The organism is Vibrio sp. 10N.286.49.B3 (assembly GCF_002873395.1).
Classification (GTDB): domain Bacteria; phylum Pseudomonadota; class Gammaproteobacteria; order Enterobacterales; family Vibrionaceae; genus Vibrio.
The window spans coordinates 43187-68422 of record NZ_MCUV01000075.1 but is presented as its reverse complement, the minus strand read 5'-3'; the positions used below and the strand labels follow the sequence as shown (position 1 = coordinate 68422).

Below are 25236 nucleotides of genomic sequence, written 5' to 3'. Positions count from 1 at the left end.
GCTAAAGACTAGATCGTTGTGATTAGCGATTAGTTATGCTGAGTAATGAGCGCTTACCCAAATTGCTTAGCAATAGACGCAGCATCAAACATCGGCTCTGTGTGGTTAAACCATGACTTCGCTGTATTAATACTCGTAGAAAGGGCTGCAACATCTTTACCAGAATCCAACCAAACGTTATGCAATATTTTATGAGCATCCTCTAAATCGGTGATCAACACATGTTGATGGTTCTTCGCCATTTCATCTTCAAGGGAACACTGTAGTCCTATAGAATCGTTCAGGACTTGAGGAGTTTTCAATCCTTGAGAGATTGACCCTAATCCCGCTTCTTGTCTATCTCTAAGAACCCTTTCACGGTTTTCCTTCCATCGTTTCTCATCGCTTGCTGAAGGCGTTAATTCAGCCCTACGATCTAAGCGTTGGCGTACTGCTCGCTCTCTTGTGGTTTCTAGTCTTTCTTCTGGAATTACTGGGGCTGATTCATATCTCATGGAAGTCTTATTTGCTGACAAATAAAAAGATGATAACAATATTTTCAATGGCTTATCATTGCTAACAAGATATTCTGACAACTTCACCAACCAAAAGGTCACTTTGACAGGCTAAACACTCATAGTGAAGGTTTTAATCGCTTTGAGTAGCATTCAATCGGATAATTTTAGTAGGGTAAAATGTACGCCCCAGATTTTGCAGAGTATTTTATTTAACGATAATGTTTTAGAGAAGTAACACTAAGGCGCTTTTGTCCCTTTTCTTAACATTAGAAGCTCTCACTAGATAACTTCTTAAGCCATTCATTCTATCGATTCAGGTTGACCAATAAAGTCTTGATATTGCAAGATAGAGCAAAAATTTCAGTTGGCATCATAGACTCACAAAGAGTATCGAAACTTACGTTTCATAGTAACTAGTAGTCTATTTTGGCCGTTTTATGATGAGACTTCGATGAATCAATTTTACGACAAGATTAGAGGCTGTATTCGCTACTCAGATTACGTTGAGGCTGCAAACTGGCTCAATAAAGCGAAAGAGGTACTTGACGATGGTAATTATAATATCCTGCTCCGAAAAGTAATAGATAAGCACCCTAACTTAGTCAAGGATCCGAACTTTTCTCACCATGAGATGTCTGAAAACGTATACACCTTTAAGAGTGAATACGTCTCACAATTAAAGACTCTGCTAGCACAAGGGTCATCTTCAGAAGCTGAAAAACTTTACTATGAACACCTTAGCTTTGAAGACTACCCAACCTTCTTCAAGGACTTAGAGCAATCAAAGAAGATCTCTCGTATCAACAAGATAAAATCCAAAACAAAGAAAACACTAAGCAAGATTGAGCACGAGCTAGCTCTAGATATTGATACACATTTAAGCTACGAGGATAAGCCGTATTTTCGTCGTGTAGAAACCTCCAAAGCCAATTTTTATGTGACGAGAAGCTCTAACTACGAGCTATCAACTTTCTCATTGAAAAACAAGTTTGCACGTCATTTACCTTGGAACCACCCGATGGCTCGGAATGTGCTCAGCACCGAGATTAACCAAGTGAGCGATCATGGCTCTGTTAGCCTTATCGGCAACTATGCTCCGGATCGTCACAATTTAAAGTCCGTCACTTATCTAACCGCGCAAGGACGTTATTACTTTGAAGATGCAGTTCAATGTCTGACCACTGATGAAAAAACTACAAGTGACAGTGGTAAGCTAATTGATGTAGACAACTTCATGGCGATGAAAGAGGTGATACCAACAGCAAGCCAAATGAAAGCGATCTACGCGAATGGAAACCACATCATTGACGGACCTGCGGGTACAGGTAAATCCACATCTATTCTGCAGAAAATATTGGTTTTAGTTAACGATGAAAAACTCAGTCCTGAACAGATCATAGTGATGGTTAAACACTCAGGTTTAGTGGCTCCTTTCAAGGGGCTACTAAACCTGATGGGTATCACTGGTGTCAGTATTATAGCGGTATCTGATTTTCTTAGTACGCAACTAGGAGGCAATTATTCAAACTTTACCGTAGGCAAAATTGACGATTTGATACACTTTTCTGAAATCGTTCGACAATTCCTTACTCAGTTAAACCCTCAAGAAGCTCGCACTCACGTAGTGACATTACCCGATTGCCTTGATGAGACTACCTTGTTTGATTTACTGAAAAACAACAATACTATCCAATTCGAAATTCAGCACATCAAAGCGAAAAAAGAGAAGAGAGAGCGAATACTGCAACATCCATTCGAGACCAAACTTTCTGAACTAGTCGCCGAAAAGAAAGATCTGCTATCTAGTTTAGGTAATCGCAGTGACTTGAGAACAGGATTAAAAATTAACCGTGATGATAGGATCAGACTCGAGAACGAAGAGAAAAAATATCTTTCGTTAATAGAGTTACGAGCCCTCTCTGACGAAGATGAAAGAGATCAATACGACTCTCTAGCATCTAACGTTGTAAATAAACTTCGGGATCTTGAGCAAAGAATCTTAGTCCCACGTTTAAAAGATGATAAGCCAATTGCTCTAAATACACTGATTGAAAAACGAATTGCCGACCAACTCGAAGAATACAAAAAAACTGAGCAAGCGAAGATTGATACGCAACGTCGAGAAGTCATCCAAAATGACCCAGAGCTTGTTAAAATTAACAGCTCTTTAGAAAGCTATGAAGCTAGATTAGACGCCTCCTATCAAGCGATCGAGACAGCCGCGGTGAGTAGTGTGATTGGTTTTAAGGATGCAGAATCCAAAGCACTATTAAAAGCACTAACGCTTAGGAAAATTAAGCTGCTCAATACTATTATTATCGATGAAGCGCAAGATGTACCATCAATTGATATTGAATTAGTAGGCTTTTTTACTCAAAAGCTTATTCTCTCTGGTGATGAAGCTCAGAATGAAAACTCTGATGGTGTAGGTGTGTGGCGTAATCTTCGTCAAAGATCGGGGTTCTACAACGGTGAAACACTTACCCTATACAAACTGAAGCACAACTTTCGTCAAACCTATGAACTGGGTAACCTCAGTTATAACTTTCGACAATTGATGTTAGGTCTAGAGATTGAAGACCTCGAAGAGGAATATTTTGAGAATCAAAAAGGCTTCGAAAAGCCTGTCGTTAAGCATACTGAACTAGAAGTAGAAATTGATGAAAAGCTTAAGTTTATCAAGTCGAATTTTACCAAGAGACTGCCACTGGTAATCATCTTTGATAAACCGAACGATACGCTGCTGAAGAGTCTTGTTTATACTTTGACTCTTAGCGGTTTGTCTGTCTCAATCGGTGAAGTAAACGCCCACAATGACGTGTCTTTCTTACTTGCGGATCAGGTCGCTGGAAAAGAGTTCCCAGTAGTGATTATAGTAGCCAATGAAGAAACAGAAGATGGAACACTTTATATCATGTTAAGTCGTGCCAAGTTCAACCTCACGATAATGGTAGCGGCACAAAAAGAAGTTAACGAAAAACTGAAAACTCTCGCAAAAAATGGCATTGTGTCGTGGATATAACGACACAATGGTAAACCTAATATATTAGAGGTGCAGCCTAGATTATAGTAGGACAAAAGCGTTTTAGAATAGTTGCACTAAGGCGCTTTTGTCCCAATGAGTGCTATCACCGTAGAGGTCAAGCACGTCTCTGGACATAACCTTCTTAGAGTAATCACTTAAATTAGGAAAATACGGATAACTTTAGGTATCTTAAAGTCGCTTACTGGACGGTCCAGTCCCGCTCATTCAAAGCACATACCCCGTCAGCACACTTCTGGACAAGAAATCATTTTAGGCTCGGTTGTGCTCTTAAAATTTGACTGATCAGCTTTATTGCAAAGCCTATTGCCCAAATTCCCTTATCTACCACAGTACCATCAAGCTCAATACATTTGATTCAGCTCTATTCGACTTCTACTTTTACAGAGGGAGTCGTTTGCTTCATCCTACGTTCAACTAAACGGAGAGACGTAATGTTAAAAACAATTTTAGTGATATATTTCAGCTTATTCGCAGTAATTCAAGCAAGTTACGCAACAGACATGGATAAATCTAAGGCAGAACAATCTGCAAAAACCCTAGAGGTTGCCCAAGCTTTTCTGTGGGCTGCTGGATCTGGGGATATGGAAAAGCTAAGTACTCTAATGGCTGACGATTTTGTTTGGCATAATGAAGGAGATGATTCTATTCCTTGGATTGGTAACTGGGAGTCTAAAGAAACAGTTTTAAATACCTTCTTGCCTCGCTTTGGTGCTGGATTAAAAACAACGAGCTGGACTACAGATTATAGTTTTGCCAACGGTGATCAAGCCGTCTTTATGGGGACCATGAGTGCCACAGCAAACAACACTGGCGCTGACACTGGAAAATTTAGTTGGGCTGTGCGCGTTCAAGTCGTCGATGGGAAAGTAAAGAGTTGGAACTGGTTTGAAGACAGCTTTGCTGTCTCAAAAGCCTATCACACAGAGAAATAACAACTCTAAACATGTTTGATTTTACTAAGAATTGACTTAACACTGAGAGGCTACCTCTCAGTGTGTAAACACATTTCAGGACGGGACATAAACTGGTAAAAAGCCCGATTCTTAAGGCATGAAAAGTCGCTTAATTTGATACTCAATCTATTTGGAGCCGATCACAAATGCCGTGCTATCAAGACGCGCGGCATTTCTAACTGTAAATGACTGTAAAATCAGTTGAATCAAGGTGCCAACTTGATAGTTTATAAGCATGAATTTTTATGGCTTAACAACCTATCAGGCAATTGATCATGCAAACCCGTACATGGAAAGACAGTTTGGTAAAGACTCAGTATGTCATGGACATCCTATTGCTGATCGGCTTTATCTTAGTCTGTATCCCCAAAGCAACAGGTGTAGCAGCTCACGAATGGCTGAGCCTTTTGTTTATTATTCCTTTGATTATCCACTTACTACTGCATTGGAACTGGATGGTATCTCTTCCAAAAAATTTCATCCACAAACAATCTGCTAAAGATCGATTCAATGCGGTTTGGGATGCTTTGTTCTACTTGGTCATGCTGATGGCAACACTCAGCGGATTCTTAGTTTCCGAAGCTTTGCTACCTCAGCTAGGTATGCCAGTAGAGATACTGCCTGTTTGGTCCAAGCTACATCATGACCTAGGAAACCTAGTGATGCCAATGCTTGGTATCCATCTCGCTCTGCACTGGCAGTGGATAAAAGGTGTGAGCAGAAAAATGAGACAGAAACACAACACTAAGGCAGGTGTATAATGAAATATCTCGTTTATCGTTGGAAGCAGCGCTCTGCTATTGTCTTAATCATCTCGCTTATCATCTGCGCAGTAATGTGGACCCTAGAGCTATCAACTTGGGCAGGAACAATAAATAGTGCAGCAACCGAGCTTGCACTCGAAGAAGGAAAACGAAACCTATCTGGGTTAGCGGTTTTCGGCGTCTCATTTGTTAAGCTTACTGTGCTGACCATGGTGCCCGCCTTTTTGTGTTATGGCGTGTTAAAGCTCTCTGCTTTTGTCTTCAAAAAACGTACACACGACAACCAAAACAAGCCTACTCGGCCAGTCCACTAGTCAAGCAATGTCTCAGCCAGTGCGTCTAACATTCGACGCGCGCGCTGTCAGTGAACTAGCTGGGGCAGGTCTGCCTTACGATGATCTACCCAGTCAGCACGGAGTTGGACAGAAACGCGTTAGAGCTTTGGCTCGAAGCTACCCTGCTTCGGATAAGTCTTATTTTAGTAAGCGAAGTCGGCAGGGTGCTTTCTAAACTTGTACATATATTCGAAGATAATCTACATCTTAGCGGGATGAATGAATAGATAATCCTATTCCTCTTTCTACTGTCAATTTTGTTCTTGTAACTCAAAGTAGGATTTTATATCGATACTTTCGGTGTTCTCCAGCGCTTTAAGTATCAAAGTCGTATTCTTTGGGTCGCTTGCCGCTTCTTCCAAGGCTGAATCTAAATACTTTTGATAGCGTTCTTTATCTCCAGAACTTAGCGCTATATTAGCCGCAGCGCATAACAATGCAGCTTCAATGTATGATGAGAGTGATAACCCGTGTTTGTGGAATCGTTTCCTGAGGTAGTCCTTATAATCTTTATCGAATTCGTCGAGATTGATCTCAACTTCACCATCATCGGTTCTGTAAGATAATTTATGATATAAATATAGAATTACGATATAGAAGTGAAAGCATTCGCCAATGAAGTTATGCTTTCCAATAAACTTCTGCCATTCATCAGACTCTTGATTGTGTAATGCGTTGTATAGCCAGTAATAATGGAGCATCGGGCTCTTGTATTCCTTTTTGGCTCCATCAAATTCGTTTTGTATCTTCTCCATAACCCTGCTTTGGTCTACGACTTTCTTTTTCGCAAGCATGTTGACGTACTCAGAGAACCATTCGTTTGACCTTTCCTCTCTGAAGGCACAGGGATTATGAAGATAAGTTTCGGCTGCCATTTCAGCGATGATTATACTGCTAGTCTCATTCTTCCAGTCAACATATTCCCTCATATCAGTTTGATTATTCACCAAGAAGTTGACAATAACAGTTCTGGCAACTCGATTAATGCCTGTAAACGTAAGGTACGGTTCACCAAATCGGATGATGTAATCACTTGAGGGTGAGTGAGGAGAGCTTAGCATCACGTCTAAAGGTTTTAACTCATGGACAAATGACGACCTAAGCTGATATAGATTATTTAAACAGCGCAACAGGAACGAACGTCTTAACGTGGTAACGCCTTTACCAAGGTTCGCTCTGTAAAACTCATCATCTAAGTTGTCACTGACAAATGCTTCAAACCTCTTGCGAAGTTTGAACTGTTTGCCATCGATCAAAATCGACTTTATCGATTCAGCATGTTCCTCACTAATTTCTAAAAAGATCGGTTTGAGTTTTCTGCGAGTATGGTCGTCATAGTGCTCCCATTCTGGAAAGTAACTATCATGTTTTTGAGATAAGGACTCCAACGCATAGACTAACGTCGAGTAGCCCAAGTCAAAGTTCGTTGCGAGCGTTTCCTTTGCATCATCGATAATCTTAAGAGCAGCAATCGTTGACTTATAGCACGCTCGATTGACTTTCATTAGTGAGTCAAAAAACTTCTTGAATGACTCAATCTCTTCGAGCGTTATTCTTCTGCCCAATTCAACTGTTTTCGGTGATATCTCAGAGGCAGCAGCTTGATCATAAGACGAAATCTTCTTTTCTCTGCAAATCTTCTGAACGAGTTCCTTCTGTGTCTTGGCGATACAATCGAAGTAGAAAGACCATGCAAGGATAAACTGAGCAATAAAATCTTGCCAACCGCACTTAATGATTAACGGATCAACTTCTGTTATCAGCTGATATGAAACTACGTAACAACTTACTGAACCTGATTCTACTTCTTCGACCTTAATAAGTGGTGAAGAAAGCTCTATTTCTGTTGGTAACGAGATGTTTGAATAAAAAACAAACTTCTCGTTATGCCTAACCATCTTTTCTTCTTCAAAAAACTTACCAGTAGATATCTGAAGCATGTTTGTCCTTTTTAACTGCTATTGGCGGGCTTTATTGGTCGAGTGTATTGGCTACTTGCACGGCCAAAAAAGGCTATTGTCTATTGACATGAGAAGGGCTCATATGTGTTAGCTTTCTGAATTCAAGTTCGAATCTTTCATTGCTAGGAGTCGCTTGAAAAATTTCGATGTGATTCAAAGAACCAGACGCTCGAATTTTATCTAGTACAGCTTTCTTATCTGCACTACTGACTCTACAACCAAGGAAAACTGATTTTATTGCTTGAGGCGGTACTTGGTAGAGGAAAATTGTACTTGGGTCTTCTGAAATCTCTCTTAAATACTCCAAATATGTCGACTCAATAAAGCCATACTTAAGGTCTTCCTCCGGAGTGGTAGGACTATACCAACCACTTAAAAATCGATTTCCATCTCGCTCAGTAACCTCTTTAAGGTTAATTAGATACATGTTGTCATCTAGGGGAATCTTATTAAGCTCAGTGCTATCGTAAAGAGTAAACTCAATTTTTGGTAGATATTTTTCATGAACAATGATCTTGTCTGCAAGGATTAGTGGTAATATTACGCGATGCTCTTTCTCATAAATCCACTCCTCACTTTTTACCAAAAAATGTTCAAGTACATTAGCATAATTATATATACTTGGACGTTTTGAGTTGTACCTTATTCTTTGTATTTGACCTACTTTAATAGACTCACGTCGTTTTGTTTCTTCTTCATCGATAATATCAATACAATCATACTCTTCATCAGGGTCCGGCATAGTTGCTTTATAAGTTTTATACGAATCGAATAACGGTTTTTTCATATCGAATTCAATAACCATTCCTTTGTGTTGGTCAGCATAATGAGACCACATCAATAAATTATTATTCGTTTCAGATAAAGAGACTACTGCATAGTCAAAGTAAGACGCATCAGCAAATGCCTTGTTACTTTCTCTATGACTCGGCCTAAGCTCAAAAGGGTCATTCAATGCATACTTTTGACTAGCTCGCATTAACATATTGTCGAAGAAATCTAGCCTAAGCCCAGTATATTTAAAAATTTTGTCAAGCATAATATGTGTAAATCCCTTGTTCCACAGCTGAGAAAGTTAACAAATTACTAACCACCAAATAGTTTTTTTACGTATCAACTCGCGTTGTGATTCAGTATAAGTTCATGTTTTAAAAGAGTATCATCATACTCCACAAAATCACGAAGTGAAAATATGACAAAATGGGATATTTCTACAAACCTCGAATTTAGTATTAGAAAATCTATCGAAAACTCTTGAAGTGAGACAGGTGCGGTTTGCTTTCGACAACTAGAAAAGGGGCAGATCTGAGCTAGCTAGGGGTCGCTAGCTCGAAGCTGGACAATTCCTTGTCAGTGGCTCTCCTAAATTAGCATCTCACGGATAATTTCAGGTATTGCAAACCTTCAGTCAAGTGGCCAAATTCACTCAGCCACTACAATGACCGTATTAGCCTTGAAAAGACATCGTGGCCATTCAACAATCCGATTAAGCGCTGGCTTCACAGCGTTTATTCTTTATTTGTTATAATCCGATTTTGATGAAGTGATCTTTATAAGCTACGTTAAGCACTATATTATTAAATACCCACTTGATATGCGAATTTTCACCTCGACCTTTTTTTGGTCTTTGGCGAACATACCATATACCAAAAAAAATATACTCAGATCCAACTTTAAAGTGTTTCAACAGCCGAGGGTCTTTAATTGTAATTTCAGGTGTTGGTTTATTTATTACACCTTGCTCGTTCACTTCAATGAATGGGGACTCTAACTTAATTTGATGAAATCTAAAGTTTTCTGTCGGTGGACTAATCTCTTTTATGTGCCCTGATATTGCCAAAGGCGGTGTTGTTTTCTCAGGTTTATAGAATTTCAAAAACTCAAACAAATTATTGATATCAAAGAAGAATTGATTCCAAGGGATTTTGTGCCCCTTAAAATCGAGTGTTACTAAAGAAGACAGTTCTTCTTTTTCTTCACATAACTCCCTTAGTTCTAATATCTGTTTCAGTGTACGTAGATAGTTTGTTAAACGTCCTTTGTTTGAGTATTTTTTGTCTTGTTCACCGGCTTCTCCCCAACTAGATCCCTTACGTTTCACTTGATGATCTGTTAACTCCCAAAGAGCTTTCAACAGTATATGCAATCGAAATTCATACTTAGATGCTGAAACGGCTCTGAATACCTCAGAATCCGATCTTTTAGCGACAAGCTCTAACCTCCCAGACAAATCAAATTTGCATCCTACACTATGTTGCTCATATCTCTTTAGCCTAAAACAAGGTGCGATCTCTACCGTTTTTGACTCATATTTTCTGTTATGTCTTTTGACAAAGCTAAGTTCTGCGCTGCATCCATCGACGCAACAAAATAGTTTACCAAAAGGTTGTTGTTCAAAGCCCAAAGCTGAGACCGAAGTGCCACTCGCTCGAATCGCTTCTGGAATTTTACTGCCCACTATTCCTCCATAGATTTATCAAAGTTCTGTTAAGGTGAATAACCAAAATGCCACGCGAGCCGAGTTACTTTTAATGCTGTTATGCGCCTATCCCTGCATAGTTTTCTCGGACTATTGCCATTGCAGACTCAGCAGCGACGTCATAGTCCTCAAACGTTCGTTTGTAAAAATAGAAAAATGCGACACCAAACTCAGCTAGTTCAATGAAGATAAAATCTTTCGTAGAGTGGAAGAAATGGAAGTCATTATTCGTGGTATGGATAACACAAAGAGAGTTAAGCCTGTCTACCTTTGATTTCATACTCAATACTTGCAATGCAGAACGAAGGTTAGAAAAAATCTTTGAAGGACTTGTCTCCATAGGACCTTGAAACATTGCTATTGGCATTTTGCCAAGAAAAGGAATGTAGTCTGCACCTTTTACCTTGTTTAAGTTTCTTCGAAGGTCAAGCACTTGAAATTTGTACTCTAAAGTTTCTAACCATAGAATGATTAACTCTAAGGTCTCTTGAGAGAACCCTTGATTACTAACATCGAATTTTTCAAATTCATGCTTCAAATGCCTCTCTAAGTAACCGAGGAGATTCGAGTTGCACTCCTTGCACGCTGGTAGCATCGTTTTATTGTAAGTCTGAGAAATGTCGTTAGTTGTTGTTTTGAACGTTCGTTTTGTACAACGGTTGTAGACCCATTGAGGAATCACATGCTCTCTAGTCAACTTCTCTTGAGAACCACAAATTATGCACATTTCTGCTGAGTGATCGGCAATGATTGCATCAATTACTTTCTTCTTATTTAGTCTAATTTTCTTTCGAAGTTGAACCAGCTTTAACTGAATGCTCATTTGAGAATTAGCTCCTAACTTACTCGGGACACAGAACGCTTTGATACGGTGATTAGCCGTATTTCATGGATATATGATGTGGTCTTTCTTTTAAGGGTTCAACATAAATTCAATAGCTTAGTTAAAAAGATAATAAGTTAGATTTCCACGTGATGCATTACTTCTTGATTTTCTGCATTCAGATAACTTTTAGTAGGGAAAATTCGCATTAACGGCATGTGAACGAGCTTTTACTCTAAAAAGAAAAGGGGCACTTTCGAGTTAGAAAGTGCCACGGGTAAAAATTCAATCCGAGAAGCTTTTGGACAGAAACGTGTCAGTAATTTTGTTAATTTAGTAAACCATCAATAACTACAAGTATTGCAAGGTGTGTTGTTGATAGCTAGCGCAAGCAATAGACTTGTGCTAGCTAGAACACCTGATTTTTTGGTATGCACAAAGTGATGTTATGGTAAAGCACTCTTGAGCAATATTTCATTTTATGAAATCAAAAAGGTATACTTTCATCAACACCTTGATCTTTCCTAATCACATCACAAAAGTATTTTGCTGGTTCCCATTCTTTTTTTGTTTGTGATGTAAGAATATCTACACATTTACCTTTATATTTATGACATTTTTTTTCAATGTCTGGTATTTGTCGAAACCATTTACTGTAAGACATTTTAACAGTATGCCCATCTTTATTTGTAATATAAAGATTACCATCATTATCTGTACTTACGTCACATATTTCCCCAAAATGGTTTTTAACATACTTCTTTTTTAACACAGCATTACCCTATTATTATCAATGGCTTGAATATATATGTATAAATTTCATTCTTAGATAAGAATTATTCCGTTATGCTTATGTATTGAATGAACTAATTACTAACTTTATATGTTACTTTCCCCTTATAATATTTATCATAATTAGGATAGACTGTTTCACACTTTCTTTTAACATCTTCATATGCATTGCTAAAGCCAGATAAACTAAAGTTAGTTGCAGTACCACCATTCACGGATATAAGAACGTTATTACCTGATTTAAATTGGCGAACTAACTCATCGACTTCCGCTTTTCTTTTTTCACTAGGTTTTTCATTTCCCCATTTTGGACCAAAAAAGCCTTCACCAGCAGGCCAAGCATTCACTCTAAAGCCTTGATTATCATCAACCTTCCAAGCTACCTCATCTACTCCATAACCTTTTAATCCAATAAGGTTATTTTTAAATACAACTCTAGGTACATAAAGCTCACCGTATGGTGCTTCACCACAAATTATCGCAAGACTTTGGCCATTCTTCGTTATAGTTTCAGTTCGCTCTGTAACTAAGCCGGTGAACTCATCCTTAAACGTTGTTAGTACCCATTCTGATTTGGATTCAGAATCAGATTTGGATTCAGATTTGGATTCAGATTTGGATTCAGATTTGGATTCAGATTTGGATTCAGAACCCTTTGACAAGAATGAATTACTTAAAATTAATGACAATGAAATAATTGATAAAGTTGAAATTATTGATGCTTTTTTCATTTCTAAACCGTGACTTTATAAAAAATAGACGGTAACACGTTACGAGATGTAGAGATTTGCACATAATCAAATAACTAGCGGATAGTGATTATTCCTATTATGTTCAATAGCCAACTTAGGCACTAAAAACTCGCCTTTTACGCCCCCAGAGGCTCAAGGCGCCCTTTTTAGGCACTCAGTTACCCCGTAGCTTTGAAAGTTTGGGACGCCTTCAGAGCGATTTACAGGGCAAAAAACCGCACATTTGATTTGAGCCAAGAACAGCACAATGACACCCATTTTTAGCACTTTGTGAGTTTTGGGTGTCAGATTAGTTATGTTTGGTCAACATTCACCCGAGCGAGGACGTGAGCTTTTTGGCGAAACCAATAAAGGGGCAGAAATAATTCACGAAACAGGTTGTTTCGCAATTGTGCAAGGACCTCTTGCACAATTGAGTCCGAGAGTTTGTCCAACAGCCTGTTGGGCAATTGGGAAACAGCTTGTTTCACAAATAAATCTCATGATGGTCTCTTGCATTCGAGACACGCCTTGGGGCACAAACGTTTTAGAGTCGTAGCTCTAAGGAGTTCTTGTCCCGTAGTGATTTAAGTACTTTTGAAGCTTTAATAAAAAGTAATGACGGGCAAGTAATTACCCACCATTATTCATTTAAACTAGCCATTACTAACTTGACCTGATGAAGCTAAATTAGTTTTATCTTGATTCCACTGACGGAAATCACTACCAGTTGGAGCCTGAGATACACGCAAATTAAATTCTGGCATTACTGCATACAAATGATCAAAAATATCTGATTGAATACGCTCATAATCAACCCATATTGTGGTGCTAGTAAAACAGTAAACCTCCATAGCGATACCTTCATGCGTTGGAGCTAATTGGCGAACCATTAAGGTCATATCGTTATGGATGTCTTTGTGTGCACGTAAATAGTGCTCTAGATACACACGGAAACTACCCAAATTAGTCAGTCGGCGACCATTGATAGAGCTGGTGTTGTTTACATCGTGTTGCTCATTGTAGAGCGTAAGTTCTTCTACTTTGCTATTGATATACGGTTCTAATAATTGTATTTTGGTTAGCTTCGACACCTCAACCTCATTGAGAAAGCGAACACTTGTTGCATCTATCATCACGCTACGTTTAATCCGTCTCCCCCCCGACTCTGTCATCCCTTTCCAGTTTTTAAATGAGTCTGAAATCAGAGCGTAAGTTGGAACTGTGGTGATGGTTTTATCCCAATTCTGTACCTTAACTGTGGTGAGGCTGATATCAATGACATCACCGTCTGCGCCATATTTCGGCATTTCGAGCCAATCTCCCACACTCAGCATTTTGTTGGCAGAGAGCTGAACTCCTGCGACTAAACCAAGAATTGGATCTCTGAATACCAACATTACAACTGCTGTCATGGCACCTAAGCCGCTTAGCAATATGATTGGTGATTTTCCGATTAAAATTGAGGTAAATAGCAGAGCTGCAATCACAAAGATAATTATCTTAATGCTCTGGATGATGCCTCTAGTTGGCATGTTACGCCCAACCTGAGTCCGATTGAGTAGTACATCGAACACATTGAGTAGTGAGAATATCGATAACATGGCATAAAGTACTACCCAAAGTTCGACTATTGTAAGTAAAATTTCACGAAGAGCACTTTCTTGTGAAAGCCATAAATTGGCCTGAATACCGATCACAACCCCTTGAATAAGCAAAGCTATTTGGCTAAATAAATTACAACTGAATAGCTCATGACGCCAAAAAGCCTGAGATTTAGATGCACGACTCTTCAACCAAACCACGACAACACGGTGTAATACGACATGAATCACAATAGCAATCAATAGGATTAAGCCAAATGCTTCTGCAACTTGAATTAAGTGCGATAGCTGGATGTTGTATTGACTGAGCCAATCTTCAAAGGACTTAGACATTGAAATCTCAACTTTAAATTATTGATACGTGGGCCATATGTTACTTACAAATCTACGGCTGGTACATGTAAGAATTGATGCTTTTAACTATTTATTTTGTTAATGATTTTTTCTTCAGATAAAACGTCATAGAAATGCTTTGTTTCATGATTTGAGATCAAGTAAAAAATGATCGATTGGATAAGGCAAGCGGGGGGACATAAACTATACCTGTAATGGCAGAAAAGTATCACCGATAAACCTCCAACATAGTGAGTAACTGAATATACATTCATGAGAAGGAACTAGGCTAGGAAGTAAAATTAAGGAGGTGACATAAATAATTGAACAACCAAATGTGCCAATGAACCTCCTATCGTTTAACTAGCATGTAAGTCGATACGATGCATAAGCTACGACAAAACTGCCAACATCCAATTGACAACATTTCTAACTAAAACTCAGTATTAGGAAAACCTTCAAGGTCGGCGATTGGATACGATCACCCGATAGAAACATTGAAGGCACTGTTGAGCGTATTGGCTGGCGTATGACGATTATCCGCACCTTTGATAAGCGCCCTATTTATGTTCCAAACTCTGTGTTTAGTAACATTGTGGTCGAAAACCCATCTCGAATGCTTAACCGTCGTATCAATGAAACGATTGGCTTACGTTATCAAGATGCACAACAAATGACGGACATCACTGACGCTGTACGTACTATGTTACGTAACCACCCTGACATTGATAGTAAGCAGACGTTGATTGTCAATTTTGACCAGTTTGGCCCTTCATCTCTCAACTTCTTTATTTATACCTTTACCAAGACGGTCAATTGGGTTCGCTATCACGAAGTCAAACAAGATGTTTTATTACAGATCGTTGAAATCATTAAGCAACATAATGCTGATATTGCCTACCCGACTCAGACGATAAATATGAATGGTACGCTCAATGAAGAGCCAAGTATCGTTGGTGAATTATAGAAAAGGAACTCACTGATAAGATATAAAGATATCTGATGAATAAAAAGCCCAAGTCTAGCTCCATATTTTCAACAAAATAGAGCTTATGCTTAGGCTTATCTTCATCAGTACTTCGTTTAAGCGTTGCGTCTTGCTTCAACTGCAGCAGCCAGTTGACGTAATACCACTTCCGTATCATTCCAGCCAATACAAGCATCGGTAATCGATTGGCCATAAGTCGCCGCTTTACCATCAATCAGATCTTGACGACCTTCTTCGATGTGTGACTCAATCATCACACCAAATATTGCATCTTCACCAGACTGTATTTGCTCTGCAACATCATCAGAAACCAGCATTTGGCGCTTAAATTGCTTTGAACTATTCGCGTGACTAAAATCAATCATCACTTTTTGCGGTAGGCCTGATGCTGATAGCTCTTCTTTGATGCTAGCAACATGATCAGCACTATAATTTGGCTCTTTACCACCACGTAATATAATATGGCAATCTGGGTTACCTGCTGTTTCAATTATCGCTGAGTGACCGTATTTAGTCACCGATAAGAAATGGTGAGAAGCACTCGCAGAACGAATCGCATCCGTTGCTATTTTAATATTGCCATCAGTACCATTTTTAAACCCAACCGGGCACGACAAGCCAGATGATAATTCACGGTGTACTTGTGATTCAGTCGTTCGAGCACCAATCGCTCCCCAACTGATGAGATCGGCAACATATTGCGGCGTGATCATATCTAAAAATTCACTTGCCGTAGGAACGCCCATATCGGTCAAATCAAGCAGTAATTTACGCCCCATGCGCACACCATCATTCAGTTTAAAGGTGTCATTTAGGTAAGGGTCGTTAATCAAACCTTTCCAACCAACCGTTGTACGTGGTTTCTCAAAGTACACACGCATCACAACTTCTAGATTTTCACCTAACTCATCACGCAGTACTTTTAATTTCTTACCATATTCAATCGCTGCTTCTGTGTCATGGATTGAGCATGGGCCAACGATGACTAATAGACGGTCATCCTTACCCTCTAAGATGTCGTGAATTGCCTTACGACTCTGAAATGTCGTTTCTGCGGCCATTTCTGTCGCTGGAAACTTCTCTAAAACAGCCACTGGAGGCAATAATTCTTTTACTTTATTAATTCGAACATCATCGGTTTGAAACATGACTACATCTTCCTATCTGTCTAGATCCTGATTAACCATTCAATGGCTTGAATAATATTTAACCTGGCTTCAATTGCGCATTTAACTGTAACTTATCGACTAAAAAACATAACTTCAACCATTTTCTACCCAAAAACACAATAAAACGCCTCAAGTTTAATTTTAATCATCATGTAAACTTTTTATTACAGGTTGATTTTATGTAACCAAGAGCGTAAATGACAACTAAATTAGACACAATTGCAAACTCGCAGTTATCACTTTTAATACAAGCGTGACATTTATAGCAAATTATTTGCATTTGACCAAGCAGCAACTAAACTCAAATTACAACAAAGACGTGCCAATAGTGTAGTTTTATTAACAACATGCGTATGCAACATACTCATTAGCTGGTGGCAAAGTGGTGCTAAACCTATGCAGAGTGTTGTGTCGTTTCATTTTTTAGATACAGATAAAAGGGAAGTTATATGAAAAAATTAGCCGTTTTAATTTCAGCTGCATTAGTATCTGGTGGTTTGATTTCAACCTCGGTACTCGCTGAAACTTATATGGGTGGTAAAATTGGGTATGGGTGGCTAGAAGATTCATGTTCAATAGGCAGTGATTGTGATGATGATGCTTTCGGTCTTGGTCTCTACCTTGGTTATAACTTCGGTGACTACATCGGTCTTGAAGCCAGTTACGATTTCTTGGGTGAGTACCGTATTAATAATGGTAGTTATTTTTCAGAGCAGAATCTAACCGCACTATCTCTTGGACCTCGTGTCATTTTCCCTGTCAGCGATGATGTGTCAATCTTTGGTAAAGTCGGCGCAGCATACATGGATTTTGGGGATGAGAATGACACCGTATTTACTGGTGGTGTAGGTCTTGAGTATGCTGTTAATGACAGCTCTGCCGTTCGTTTTGAATACCAACGCTTCCAAAATATGTCCGATGATATTGCTAGTGGTCTTGATGCTAACTTTATTACTGTCGGTTATACCTATAAATTTGGTCAAGCTGCATATGTTGCACCTATTGTGGCAGCCGTTATCCCTGAGCCAGAGCCACAACCAGTGCAACCTATGGTAGTAACTAAAGCTTCAACGGCTAAAGTGAGTTCTGAAACCTTTGCAAATAACAGTGCAGAGCTGACCGCTGCAGATGTTGCTGATTTACAAAGTACCGTTGACACTCTAAAGGCTTACCCACAATCAACAGCTGTTATTGTTGGTCATACTGATGCTTCAGGTTCAGATGCTTACAACCAAAAACTATCAGAAAAACGTGCGCAAGCAGTAGCAAGTTACCTACAATCGCAAGGTATTGATGCTGATAGATTAGCAGTAAGCGGTAAAGGTGAAACTCAGCCTATCGCTGATAACAGCACAAAAGCAGGTCGTGAGAAAAACCGTCGTGTAGAAGTGACAATCCCGAGCTTTGAATATCAAGAAACTGCGAACTAAAACCTCACAGCACTAATAAACAATTGACGATAAAAGGTAGGCAAATTAAGCCTACCTTTTTATCTTTATAACTCTCGTAAAAAGATCACGACTCTGGTACATTGCGCCCATTTCCCACTCACTGAAAGTACTCATGCCCTCGCAATCCCAAATTGATAAAATTGTAGAAATAGGTGATACGTTACACCGTAGTGGTTGTGCACCCTACAAAGTTGAAAAATACGCACAACATTATGCTGAAAAGCACGATGTTGAAGTAATGATCCAAGCAACCCCAACAATGGTTAACTATCAATTTCCTGGCGACAACAATGCTGTAGTACTAAAACGCTTAAAACCTGCCTCAATCAACCTTAGCTTATTGGCTAATACCATTATTCGTATCAATCAGCCAAAGTCTGAACCTATTCCTGAACCGACGGGTTATTCTAAACTGATCATTGCTTTAGCGAATATGGGCATACCACCAGCCTACCTAATGCTGGTTGGAAGTACATTAGAGGCAATTGGCTTTGCTGCCCTACTTGGTCTCATGGTTTGGATATGCCAACAGGTGTGCCATTCTCGCCGCGCCATTGCCGTTGAGTTTATCGCAGCACTGATCACTGGTATTTTTGTCGCTTTCTTAGCGAGCACCAGTTTACCTATTCCAGTTTGGGCATTATGTATTGCCTCTATTGTTCTCTTTGTGCCTGGCTTATCTATTGCTAATGCTCTCGAATGTTTGGCATTTAACGATCTCACCTCGGGGACGAGTTTGCTCGGTCAATCCGCACTGACTCTGATCAAGTTATTTGTTGGTATTGTCATAGGACTCAATATTGGTGAAGCTATATGGGGACAAGCTCAACCCACCACCTACACCAACGCGGTTCCTTTATGGATGCATATCGCAGGGCTTGGCTTAATTTCCGTTTCTATTGGTATCATTTTTAATGCTCGACCAAAAGATATTCTACTTGGACTGCCTGTTGCGATCCTTGGTATGTGGGGACCTATGTACCTCGGATTTGAAAGTGGTTGGATCGTTGGAACATGGATAACAACAGTATTAATTACGCTCTATGGTACTTGGTTAGCTAAAAAACTTGATCTCACTGGCTCGATTTATATCCTCCAAGGAATCATTATTCTTGTACCAGGCAGTCGCGTGCTAATTAGTGCCAGTCAATCTGTTTTTGATGAGTCCGTTTTGCCGATTCCAAGTATTGGTCTTTCTGCTTTATTTATGTTTTCTGCTATCGTTGCCGGGCAAATAACAGCGTATTCCATTTATTCACCAAAAATAGAGCATTAATGGCACAAAAAATGGAGTAAACCCCTTTTAAATGACGGTAAAATAAGCTTAATCTAATCTTCATAGTTAGCTAAGCTACTGAAAATCAATACAACAAATATATCAATTCTTTTTAAAGATTCGTTTTTGTGAATTGTATCCGTTGACTTAAAGCTAAATTGATTTATTCTTCTTCTCAGCAAGAAAAAAGTTCTTTGTTTATAAACATTTCGTTGGATTTAAGAGAATTCCCCGTTGTGTTGTACGCAAATAGCAATCAAATTTTCACGCTATCGCGCCGCAATTGGCAAAAAATATTACAATTAGGATTTTTATTATGTCTAACACTGTTACTGGCACAGTTAAATGGTTTAACGAAACTAAAGGCTTCGGCTTCATTCAACAAGAAAATGGCCCAGATGTATTTGCACACTTCTCTGCAATCACTGGCGAAGGCTTCAAAACTCTAATTGAAGGCCAAAAAGTTGAGTTCGTTGTATCTCAAGGTCAAAAAGGCCCTCAAGCTGACAGTATCAAAGTGCTTTAATTTTAAGTCATTGATTCTTAAGAATAGCCAGCATATTGCTGGCTATTTTTTTTCTTTCTATTTTTATAGTGATACCCCCCTCCCATGGCACTTAAACCAACCATTTATAAATTTCGCATCGCTTTAACTGACATGAACCGTGACTACTACGATTCATTCAACCTAACTATTGCTCAGCACCCATCAGAAACAGAACAACGTATGATGGCTCGCATTCTTGCTTTTTGTATCAATGCTTCTCCTGAGCTGAAATTTACAAAGGGACTATCCTCGACCGAAGAACCGGATTTATGGGAAGTATCATTGGATGATCAAATTCAACAATGGATTGATATTGGCGAACCCGATCCTGAGCGCGTTAAAAAATCGACTCGCTCATCAAAAGCGGTAAAAGTGTATAGCTTCAACTCAAAGTCAAACGTATGGTGGGAACAAAACAAAGGCAAGTTCTCTTATCTTAATGCTGAAATCTCACGCTTAAATCATGAAGGTGTTGATGACATGGCGAAGATGATCCAAAGAACGATGGATTTCTCTATCATGCTGTCTGATAATTCTATCTTCGTAAATAGCAGTGACGCATCATGCGAAGTCACTTGGGAAACATTACAAGAAGCGAAATAATTTAATGCTGAAGTTATACCGCTAACTTCAGCATCACTTACCTCGAGAATCATCAATGACCAACCTTTCATCAACGTTAGAGCAAAGTGGCATCGATACAGCACAAACGCTCACTGAATATGACGATCTAATCAAAGCATTCTGCGCTGAACATAACGCCCTTTTTACCCGCGTATGCACTGCAAAACCCGATCAGCCCACTTCTGATCACTTGCTTGGTGTCTTAACCAATGCCTACCTAACAACCTACCAACAATTTCTGACGCAACAAACCGCTGCAATTGAAATGAAGAAAGTGTTTGATCAAACCTTAGGTCAACACGGTGAAAAATTTCAGCTGCAAGATCAAAGGCAACTGAGCTTTATCACTCACTTGTGGCTATTTGTGCAAGGACGTTATGGTATCGACTTTAGCTTGTCGAATGAATATGCCCAACAAACGGCAGAAGCGCTTGCCGCGACCCTAGGCGATGATATGGAAGCTATCCGCACTACTTATTTAGCCAGTTACTATCAAGGAATAAAAATACTCACCAAGCAGAAACCGTGGTGGAAGCGATTATTTTAGCGCTATTCAATCGCTTACTTGGTTGATAGAATGTAATAGAGTTGCTACAACATCGACTATCAATCATTTAGGAAATGCTATGAAATTGATCCGCAGTGTATTAGGGAAAGCCATCTTGACACTCAATACTGTCTTTTCACCAACAGGAGTAAAGCGTTCAGAAGAGGCGCAGCAACAAGTCAATCAACACGCTCAATCTTTTGCTCTATACCAATTTGAAGCTTGTCCATTCTGCGTCAAAGTTCGTCGTGCAATGAAGCGTCAATCTGTCGATATTGAGTTGCGTGATGCCAAAAATAATCCGACCTTTCGTGCTGAGCTAAAAGCTGGTGGTGGAAAAATCAAAGTTCCTTGCTTACGAATAGAAAAAGAAGGGAACGTAGAGTGGCTATATGAATCGAGTGATATCGTTGATCATATTAAAAAAGAATTCCCATAAACCACAGTTATACCCCTTTCATTGCCTTAGCCTCACCTTTTTCACACGCCAGAGTCTTGTAGCGACTAAGCTTAAGTCTGTGGCGAGATAAACCTGCGCTACAAATTACTGTCTAAAGTTTTATACTCTTTAATTGAGAATAATTCAAAGTTGAGACAACAGTTCCATTTTAAATTTTTATCTGCCTATGTAACTTTGACTTCAATAAAGTTTTGTCTAAAGTCCGAATCCGAATGGAGTTCCTCGTGCTAATACAACGGTTCTTCTGCCCGATATGGAGATAATCATGAACAAATTTTTACTACTATGCAGTTGCGTAGTGATCGTACTCTGCTCTGGCTGTGACAGTGATTCGACACCTAAAGACCCAGTCGAAATCCCAGAACCTGGTCCAAGTCCTGAGCCAGAACCGTCGCCGGAACCAGAGCCTGAACCCGAACCAGAGCCGATTCCTGAGCCTGAACCAATGCCTTTCCGTGGCGATATTCCTGACAGCATGGTGAGTGAATATTTAATCATTGAAAAATCGAGAAGTAACATGAAAGATGATGACTTTGAATGGTTTTTTGAGCCAACAGTCATCGTCGATAACCTAAAAGGCTTTGACGATAGTACTGAGACAGAATACTCCAAATATGGCGGTGTCTTAAGCACTCAATATGGCGCGAAAGGTTATATCTATACCAAGAAAGTGAATGGCCGCTGGTGGTTTGTTGACCCCGATGGTCACCTTATGATCCACAAAGGTATTAACATGCTTAAAAATGGTGGCCAAGATGGTCACTCACCTTACAGCTCAATGCTTGAATTTAAAAACTCTAAAGTTAGATTCCTAAAAGAAGCTGGCTTCAATGGGGGCGGTGGTTGGAGCGGTGAAAATTCAATCAATGGTGGTGACTGGACTGGTACCAATCAAAATGAAGAAGATTTGGTTTATATCGATCACTTTAACCTGATCTTTGAATACTATGGTCATGTCTACGATGACACCAATAGCAAAGGCTTAAGAAACGGAGTCATGCCGGTCTTTAATACTGAATGGCCAGAATTTATTCATCAGAAGCTGGTTGAAGAACTGACTAAGCATGATGGCGACCCGTTCTTCCTCGGCTTCTTTGCTGATAATGAAGTGACTTTCAACTTTGATGCCTTAACGCGCTTTTTAGAGCTAGAGACTGACGATGAAGGTTATATTTTTGCATTAGACTGGTTGCGAGAACGCAAAGAAAATCCAAATGCCACGATTGACGACGTCACCACTGAAGATGAAGAAGCCTTTTTTGGTGTCTATGCTGAAGCGTATTACAAGCCTATCTATGAAGCGAGTAAAGACGTTATACCAAATCATCTCTATTTAGGTTCAAGACAGTACCAATTACAACTACTGAGCAATGAAACGTTCATGACGGTATATGGTAAGTACGCTGATGTACTATCACTAAACCGTTATACCTATTGGACTGAATCTTCAGAGTTAATGAACAACATTCAAAAATGGACCAACAAACCCTTTATGGCAACCGAGTTTTATGCCAAAGGGATGGATACAGAAATCCACTCGAATGTACCAGGAGCAGGTCAAACGGTATGGACTCAAGAAGCAAGAGGCCACTTTTACCAAAACATTGTGCTTAGTTGGATGTATAACGGTTCATCGGTAGGTTGGCATTGGTTCTCTTATCGCGATGACGATCATACAACTGGCGCTGATACGGCCAATAAAGGCATTGTTGATTTGAAGCATAATCCGTATCACGAAATGGTTGATTTAATGAGACAGTTAAATACCCAAGATTTCCGTATCATTGAGTTTATGGACCAAACGACTTACAGCAATGTTGAAGAGTAACTCTTAAAGCAATATTCCAATCAAAAATGCTCTAATCAAAACTGGCAGTCTCCACCTTCAAGCGGTGACTGTCAGTTTATTCCCATTATAAACAAGAAAGTAACCACCCTCCCACGTTCAGAATAAAATATCGCAATAAAACCTTTCTCGTAAGCTGTTTTGTTATGTAGATATCCCCTATTCCTATAATTAAGCTATTAAAGCTGCCTATGTGGCAGAGAACCCAGAGCGGGCCATTCGTCGTACGTTTTTTCATTTCTAAGCTGCCTATGTGGCAGAGAACGGATGGCATCTGAGTACATTCCATGAACGCAATTTCTAAGCTGCCTATGTGGCAGAGAACGCTCGCTCTATGTAAAGCTAAGGGCGACGGATTTTCTAAGCTGCCTATGTGGCAGAGAACATTGCAGAGCCTGACTTGTCGACCGGGGAGGTTTTCTAAGCTGCCTATGTGGCAGAGAACTATCATCAGTTGAGATAATGTTCGACACGTCCTTTCTAAGTTGCCTATGTGGCAGAGAACAAAACCAAGCAAATCAAGGTCTTAACGTCTGGTTTCTAAGCTGCCTATGTGGCAGAGAACCGAAAAACTACACGCCAACGGGGGATTGGCTCTTTCTAAGCTGCCTGTGCGGCAGTGAACTTCGCTGATTCGCCCACAAAATCTTACTCAATTTTCTAAGCTGCCTGTGCGGCAGTGAACGAAGATACCGAGCGATTGATTGAATTTAGATTTTTCTAAGCTGCCTGTGCGGCAGAGAACCGCCAAGCGTCACATCATAGTTACGTGCTGGCGTTTCTAAGCTGCCTATGTGGCAGAGAACGCGATGTGAGCGGCACCGCTCGCAGCGACTGCGTTTCTAAGCTGCCTATGTGGCAGAGAACTGGTGAGGGAGATGTAACGTCGATTCCGTACTTTTCTAAGCTGCCTATGTGGCAGAGAACTATGGCTTTGATGAATGCTGGTCGTTCATGATTTTCTAAGCTGCCTATGTGGCAGAGAACTGGCACTAGAAGTGAAAGGCGCGGCAGCAACATTTCTAAGCTGCCTATGTGGCAGAGAACCAGTTGGGCGAAAAGGGCAAATCGGCATTGGCTTTCTAAGCTGCCTATGTGGCAGAGAACCTCTAGTTCTTCAGCTCTAACCCACACTTGCGTTTCTAAGCTGCCTATGTGGCAGAGAACGATAATGTTATCGTGTCGACTGAGTCGAAATATTTCTAAGCTGCCTATGTGGCAGAGAACGTGGAGATAATGGGGGTTGCTCAGTCATTTCTTTTCTAAGCTGCCTATGTGGCAGAGAACGAATTTTTCTGGATTTCTGAGGGGATCACTTGTTTCTAAGCTGCCTATGTGGCAGAGAACAAATATGTACATAATTACTCCTCAAAGAAAGCTTTCTAAGCTGCCTATGTGGCAGAGAACAGCCGCTCGGGCGAATGAGCGGCTTTTTGGGCTTTCTAAGCTGCCTATGTGGCAGAGAACGGTAAATACTACCCAACGATGGGAGTTGTCGATTTCTAAGCTGCCTATGTGGCAGAGAACTTGCGCTATGGGAAGTTGGTGGTGTTTTAAATTTTCTAAGCTGCCTATGTGGCAGAGAACAAATCACTGGACGGCACGACAGAAACAGGGCATTTCTAAGCTGCCTATGTGGCAGAGAACCCACAGAAACCACATTGCCAGCCTTGATCGATTTTCTAAGCTGCCTATGTGGCAGAGAACTTGTTCAGACAAAAGTGGCTAGATAAGATCGATTTCTAAGCTGCCTATGTGGCAGAGAACTGGGCGCGTGGTGATGAGTGGAGAGCTAGAATTTTCTAAGCTGCCTATGTGGCAGAGAACTGTGCATGATTTGGTCGGGAATATTTGGGAATTTTCTAAGCTGCCTATGTGGCAGAGAACGATCATGTTGGTATCGAGCAAGAATTGCAAATTTTCTAAGCTGCCTATGTGGCAGAGAACAAAGATAGAGCAGCAAAAGGGCTGATCACAGATTTCTAAGCTGCCTATGTGGCAGAGAACAAA

Annotated in this window: 21 protein-coding genes, 1 pseudogene and 1 CRISPR repeat array; of the genes and pseudogenes, 12 read left to right on the top strand and 10 right to left on the bottom strand. The window is 40.0% G+C overall.

All coding sequences use genetic code 11. The features are described 5' to 3' along the window. Positions 1 to 56: 56 nt before the first annotated feature. Positions 57 to 494 (bottom strand): annotated as a pseudogene (locus BCU68_RS16855) (hypothetical protein); the annotation flags it as partial. Positions 495 to 948: 454 nt separating this feature from the next. Between BCU68_RS16855 and BCU68_RS16850 the strand changes: the two are divergent. The 3 genes from BCU68_RS16850 (at position 949) to BCU68_RS16840 (ending at position 5257) form a co-directional block, all read left to right on the top strand. Beyond that, positions 949 to 3519: a hypothetical protein gene (locus BCU68_RS16850; protein ID WP_102565883.1), complete on the top strand. Its 2571-nt coding sequence runs from the start codon at positions 949 to 951 to the stop codon at positions 3517 to 3519. Between the two features lie 455 nt (positions 3520 to 3974). After that, the gene (locus BCU68_RS16845) at positions 3975 to 4475 is read left to right on the top strand and encodes a nuclear transport factor 2 family protein (RefSeq protein WP_017068657.1); all 501 of its coding nucleotides are present in this window, start codon (positions 3975 to 3977) and stop codon (positions 4473 to 4475) included. Between the two features lie 296 nt (positions 4476 to 4771). Next, complete coding sequence (locus tag BCU68_RS16840; RefSeq protein ID WP_032546226.1) at positions 4772 to 5257, top strand: DUF4405 domain-containing protein; 486 nt, start codon at positions 4772 to 4774, stop codon at positions 5255 to 5257. Positions 5258 to 5270: 13 nt separating this feature from the next. Here the strand turns inward: BCU68_RS16840 and BCU68_RS16905 are convergent, their stop codons facing one another. Next, on the bottom strand, positions 5271 to 5471 hold the full coding sequence (locus tag BCU68_RS16905) for a hypothetical protein (RefSeq protein ID WP_133126159.1): 201 nt from the start codon (positions 5469 to 5471) through the stop codon (positions 5271 to 5273). 44 nt (positions 5472 to 5515) lie between these two features. Between BCU68_RS16905 and BCU68_RS16900 the strand changes: the two genes are divergently transcribed. Then, a complete protein-coding gene (locus tag BCU68_RS16900; protein WP_133126158.1) occupies positions 5516 to 5770 on the top strand; it encodes a hypothetical protein in 255 nt (84 codons plus the stop codon). A 76-nt stretch (positions 5771 to 5846) separates the two neighbouring features. Here the strand turns inward: BCU68_RS16900 and BCU68_RS16830 are convergent, their stop codons facing one another. The 7 genes from BCU68_RS16830 to BCU68_RS16795 all read right to left on the bottom strand — a co-directional run bounded on the left by BCU68_RS16830 (position 5847) and on the right by BCU68_RS16795 (position 14318). Further along, positions 5847 to 7535 carry a hypothetical protein gene (locus BCU68_RS16830; RefSeq protein WP_102565882.1) on the bottom strand — a complete coding sequence of 563 codons (1689 nt, stop codon included), beginning with the start codon at positions 7533 to 7535 and terminating at the stop codon, positions 5847 to 5849. A 73-nt stretch (positions 7536 to 7608) separates the two neighbouring features. Beyond that, entirely contained in the window at positions 7609 to 8595 is a 987-nt protein-coding gene (locus BCU68_RS16825) for a DUF2971 domain-containing protein (protein ID WP_102565881.1), read from the bottom strand. Between the two features lie 483 nt (positions 8596 to 9078). Next, on the bottom strand, positions 9079 to 10014 hold the full coding sequence (locus BCU68_RS16820) for a hypothetical protein (protein ID WP_102459477.1): 936 nt from the start codon (positions 10012 to 10014) through the stop codon (positions 9079 to 9081). 79 nt (positions 10015 to 10093) lie between these two features. Continuing rightward, positions 10094 to 10858 (bottom strand): hypothetical protein, encoded by a 765-nt coding sequence (locus BCU68_RS16815; RefSeq protein WP_102565880.1) that lies wholly within the window; start codon positions 10856 to 10858, stop codon positions 10094 to 10096. Between the two features lie 487 nt (positions 10859 to 11345). Further along, positions 11346 to 11630 carry a hypothetical protein gene (locus tag BCU68_RS16810; RefSeq protein WP_102565879.1) on the bottom strand — a complete coding sequence of 95 codons (285 nt, stop codon included), beginning with the start codon at positions 11628 to 11630 and terminating at the stop codon, positions 11346 to 11348. Between the two features lie 94 nt (positions 11631 to 11724). Continuing rightward, complete coding sequence (locus BCU68_RS17085) at positions 11725 to 12381, bottom strand: hypothetical protein (protein ID WP_198591773.1); 657 nt, start codon at positions 12379 to 12381, stop codon at positions 11725 to 11727. Between the two features lie 656 nt (positions 12382 to 13037). Beyond that, positions 13038 to 14318 carry a mechanosensitive ion channel family protein gene (locus tag BCU68_RS16795; protein ID WP_102565877.1) on the bottom strand — a complete coding sequence of 427 codons (1281 nt, stop codon included), beginning with the start codon at positions 14316 to 14318 and terminating at the stop codon, positions 13038 to 13040. 445 nt (positions 14319 to 14763) lie between these two features. Here BCU68_RS16795 and BCU68_RS16790 point away from each other — a divergent pair, with 445 nt between their 5' ends. After that, the gene (locus tag BCU68_RS16790; protein ID WP_277868790.1) at positions 14764 to 15285 is read left to right on the top strand and encodes a mechanosensitive ion channel domain-containing protein; all 522 of its coding nucleotides are present in this window, start codon (positions 14764 to 14766) and stop codon (positions 15283 to 15285) included. Positions 15286 to 15401: 116 nt separating this feature from the next. Here BCU68_RS16790 and aroG read toward each other — a convergent pair whose 3' ends face one another. Beyond that, a complete protein-coding gene (gene aroG, locus BCU68_RS16785) occupies positions 15402 to 16454 on the bottom strand; it encodes a 3-deoxy-7-phosphoheptulonate synthase AroG (protein WP_102565876.1) in 1053 nt (350 codons plus the stop codon). A 470-nt stretch (positions 16455 to 16924) separates the two neighbouring features. On the opposite strand from aroG, the gene BCU68_RS16780 reads away from it, so the two are divergent. The 7 genes from BCU68_RS16780 (at position 16925) to BCU68_RS16745 (ending at position 23208) form a co-directional block, all read left to right on the top strand. Beyond that, positions 16925 to 17905 carry an OmpA family protein gene (locus tag BCU68_RS16780; RefSeq protein WP_102565875.1) on the top strand — a complete coding sequence of 327 codons (981 nt, stop codon included), beginning with the start codon at positions 16925 to 16927 and terminating at the stop codon, positions 17903 to 17905. A gap of 133 nt (positions 17906 to 18038) precedes the next feature. After that, a complete protein-coding gene (locus tag BCU68_RS16775; protein WP_102565874.1) occupies positions 18039 to 19202 on the top strand; it encodes a threonine/serine exporter family protein in 1164 nt (387 codons plus the stop codon). A gap of 316 nt (positions 19203 to 19518) precedes the next feature. After that, the gene (locus BCU68_RS16770) at positions 19519 to 19728 is read left to right on the top strand and encodes a cold-shock protein (RefSeq protein ID WP_102565873.1); all 210 of its coding nucleotides are present in this window, start codon (positions 19519 to 19521) and stop codon (positions 19726 to 19728) included. Positions 19729 to 19812: 84 nt separating this feature from the next. Beyond that, on the top strand, positions 19813 to 20352 hold the full coding sequence (locus BCU68_RS16765) for a YaeQ family protein (protein WP_102565872.1): 540 nt from the start codon (positions 19813 to 19815) through the stop codon (positions 20350 to 20352). A 55-nt stretch (positions 20353 to 20407) separates the two neighbouring features. Further along, the gene (locus BCU68_RS16760) at positions 20408 to 20920 is read left to right on the top strand and encodes a hypothetical protein (RefSeq protein ID WP_102565871.1); all 513 of its coding nucleotides are present in this window, start codon (positions 20408 to 20410) and stop codon (positions 20918 to 20920) included. A gap of 79 nt (positions 20921 to 20999) precedes the next feature. Beyond that, the gene (locus BCU68_RS16755) at positions 21000 to 21359 is read left to right on the top strand and encodes a glutaredoxin domain-containing protein (RefSeq protein WP_102565870.1); all 360 of its coding nucleotides are present in this window, start codon (positions 21000 to 21002) and stop codon (positions 21357 to 21359) included. A gap of 286 nt (positions 21360 to 21645) precedes the next feature. Next, entirely contained in the window at positions 21646 to 23208 is a 1563-nt protein-coding gene (locus BCU68_RS16745) for a hypothetical protein (protein ID WP_198591772.1), read from the top strand. Positions 23209 to 23403: 195 nt separating this feature from the next. Continuing rightward, a CRISPR array of direct repeats spans positions 23404 to 25233; the repeat unit is 28 nt; unit sequence TTTCTAAGCTGCCTATGTGGCAGAGAAC. Between the last annotated feature and the right edge of the window lie 3 nt (positions 25234 to 25236).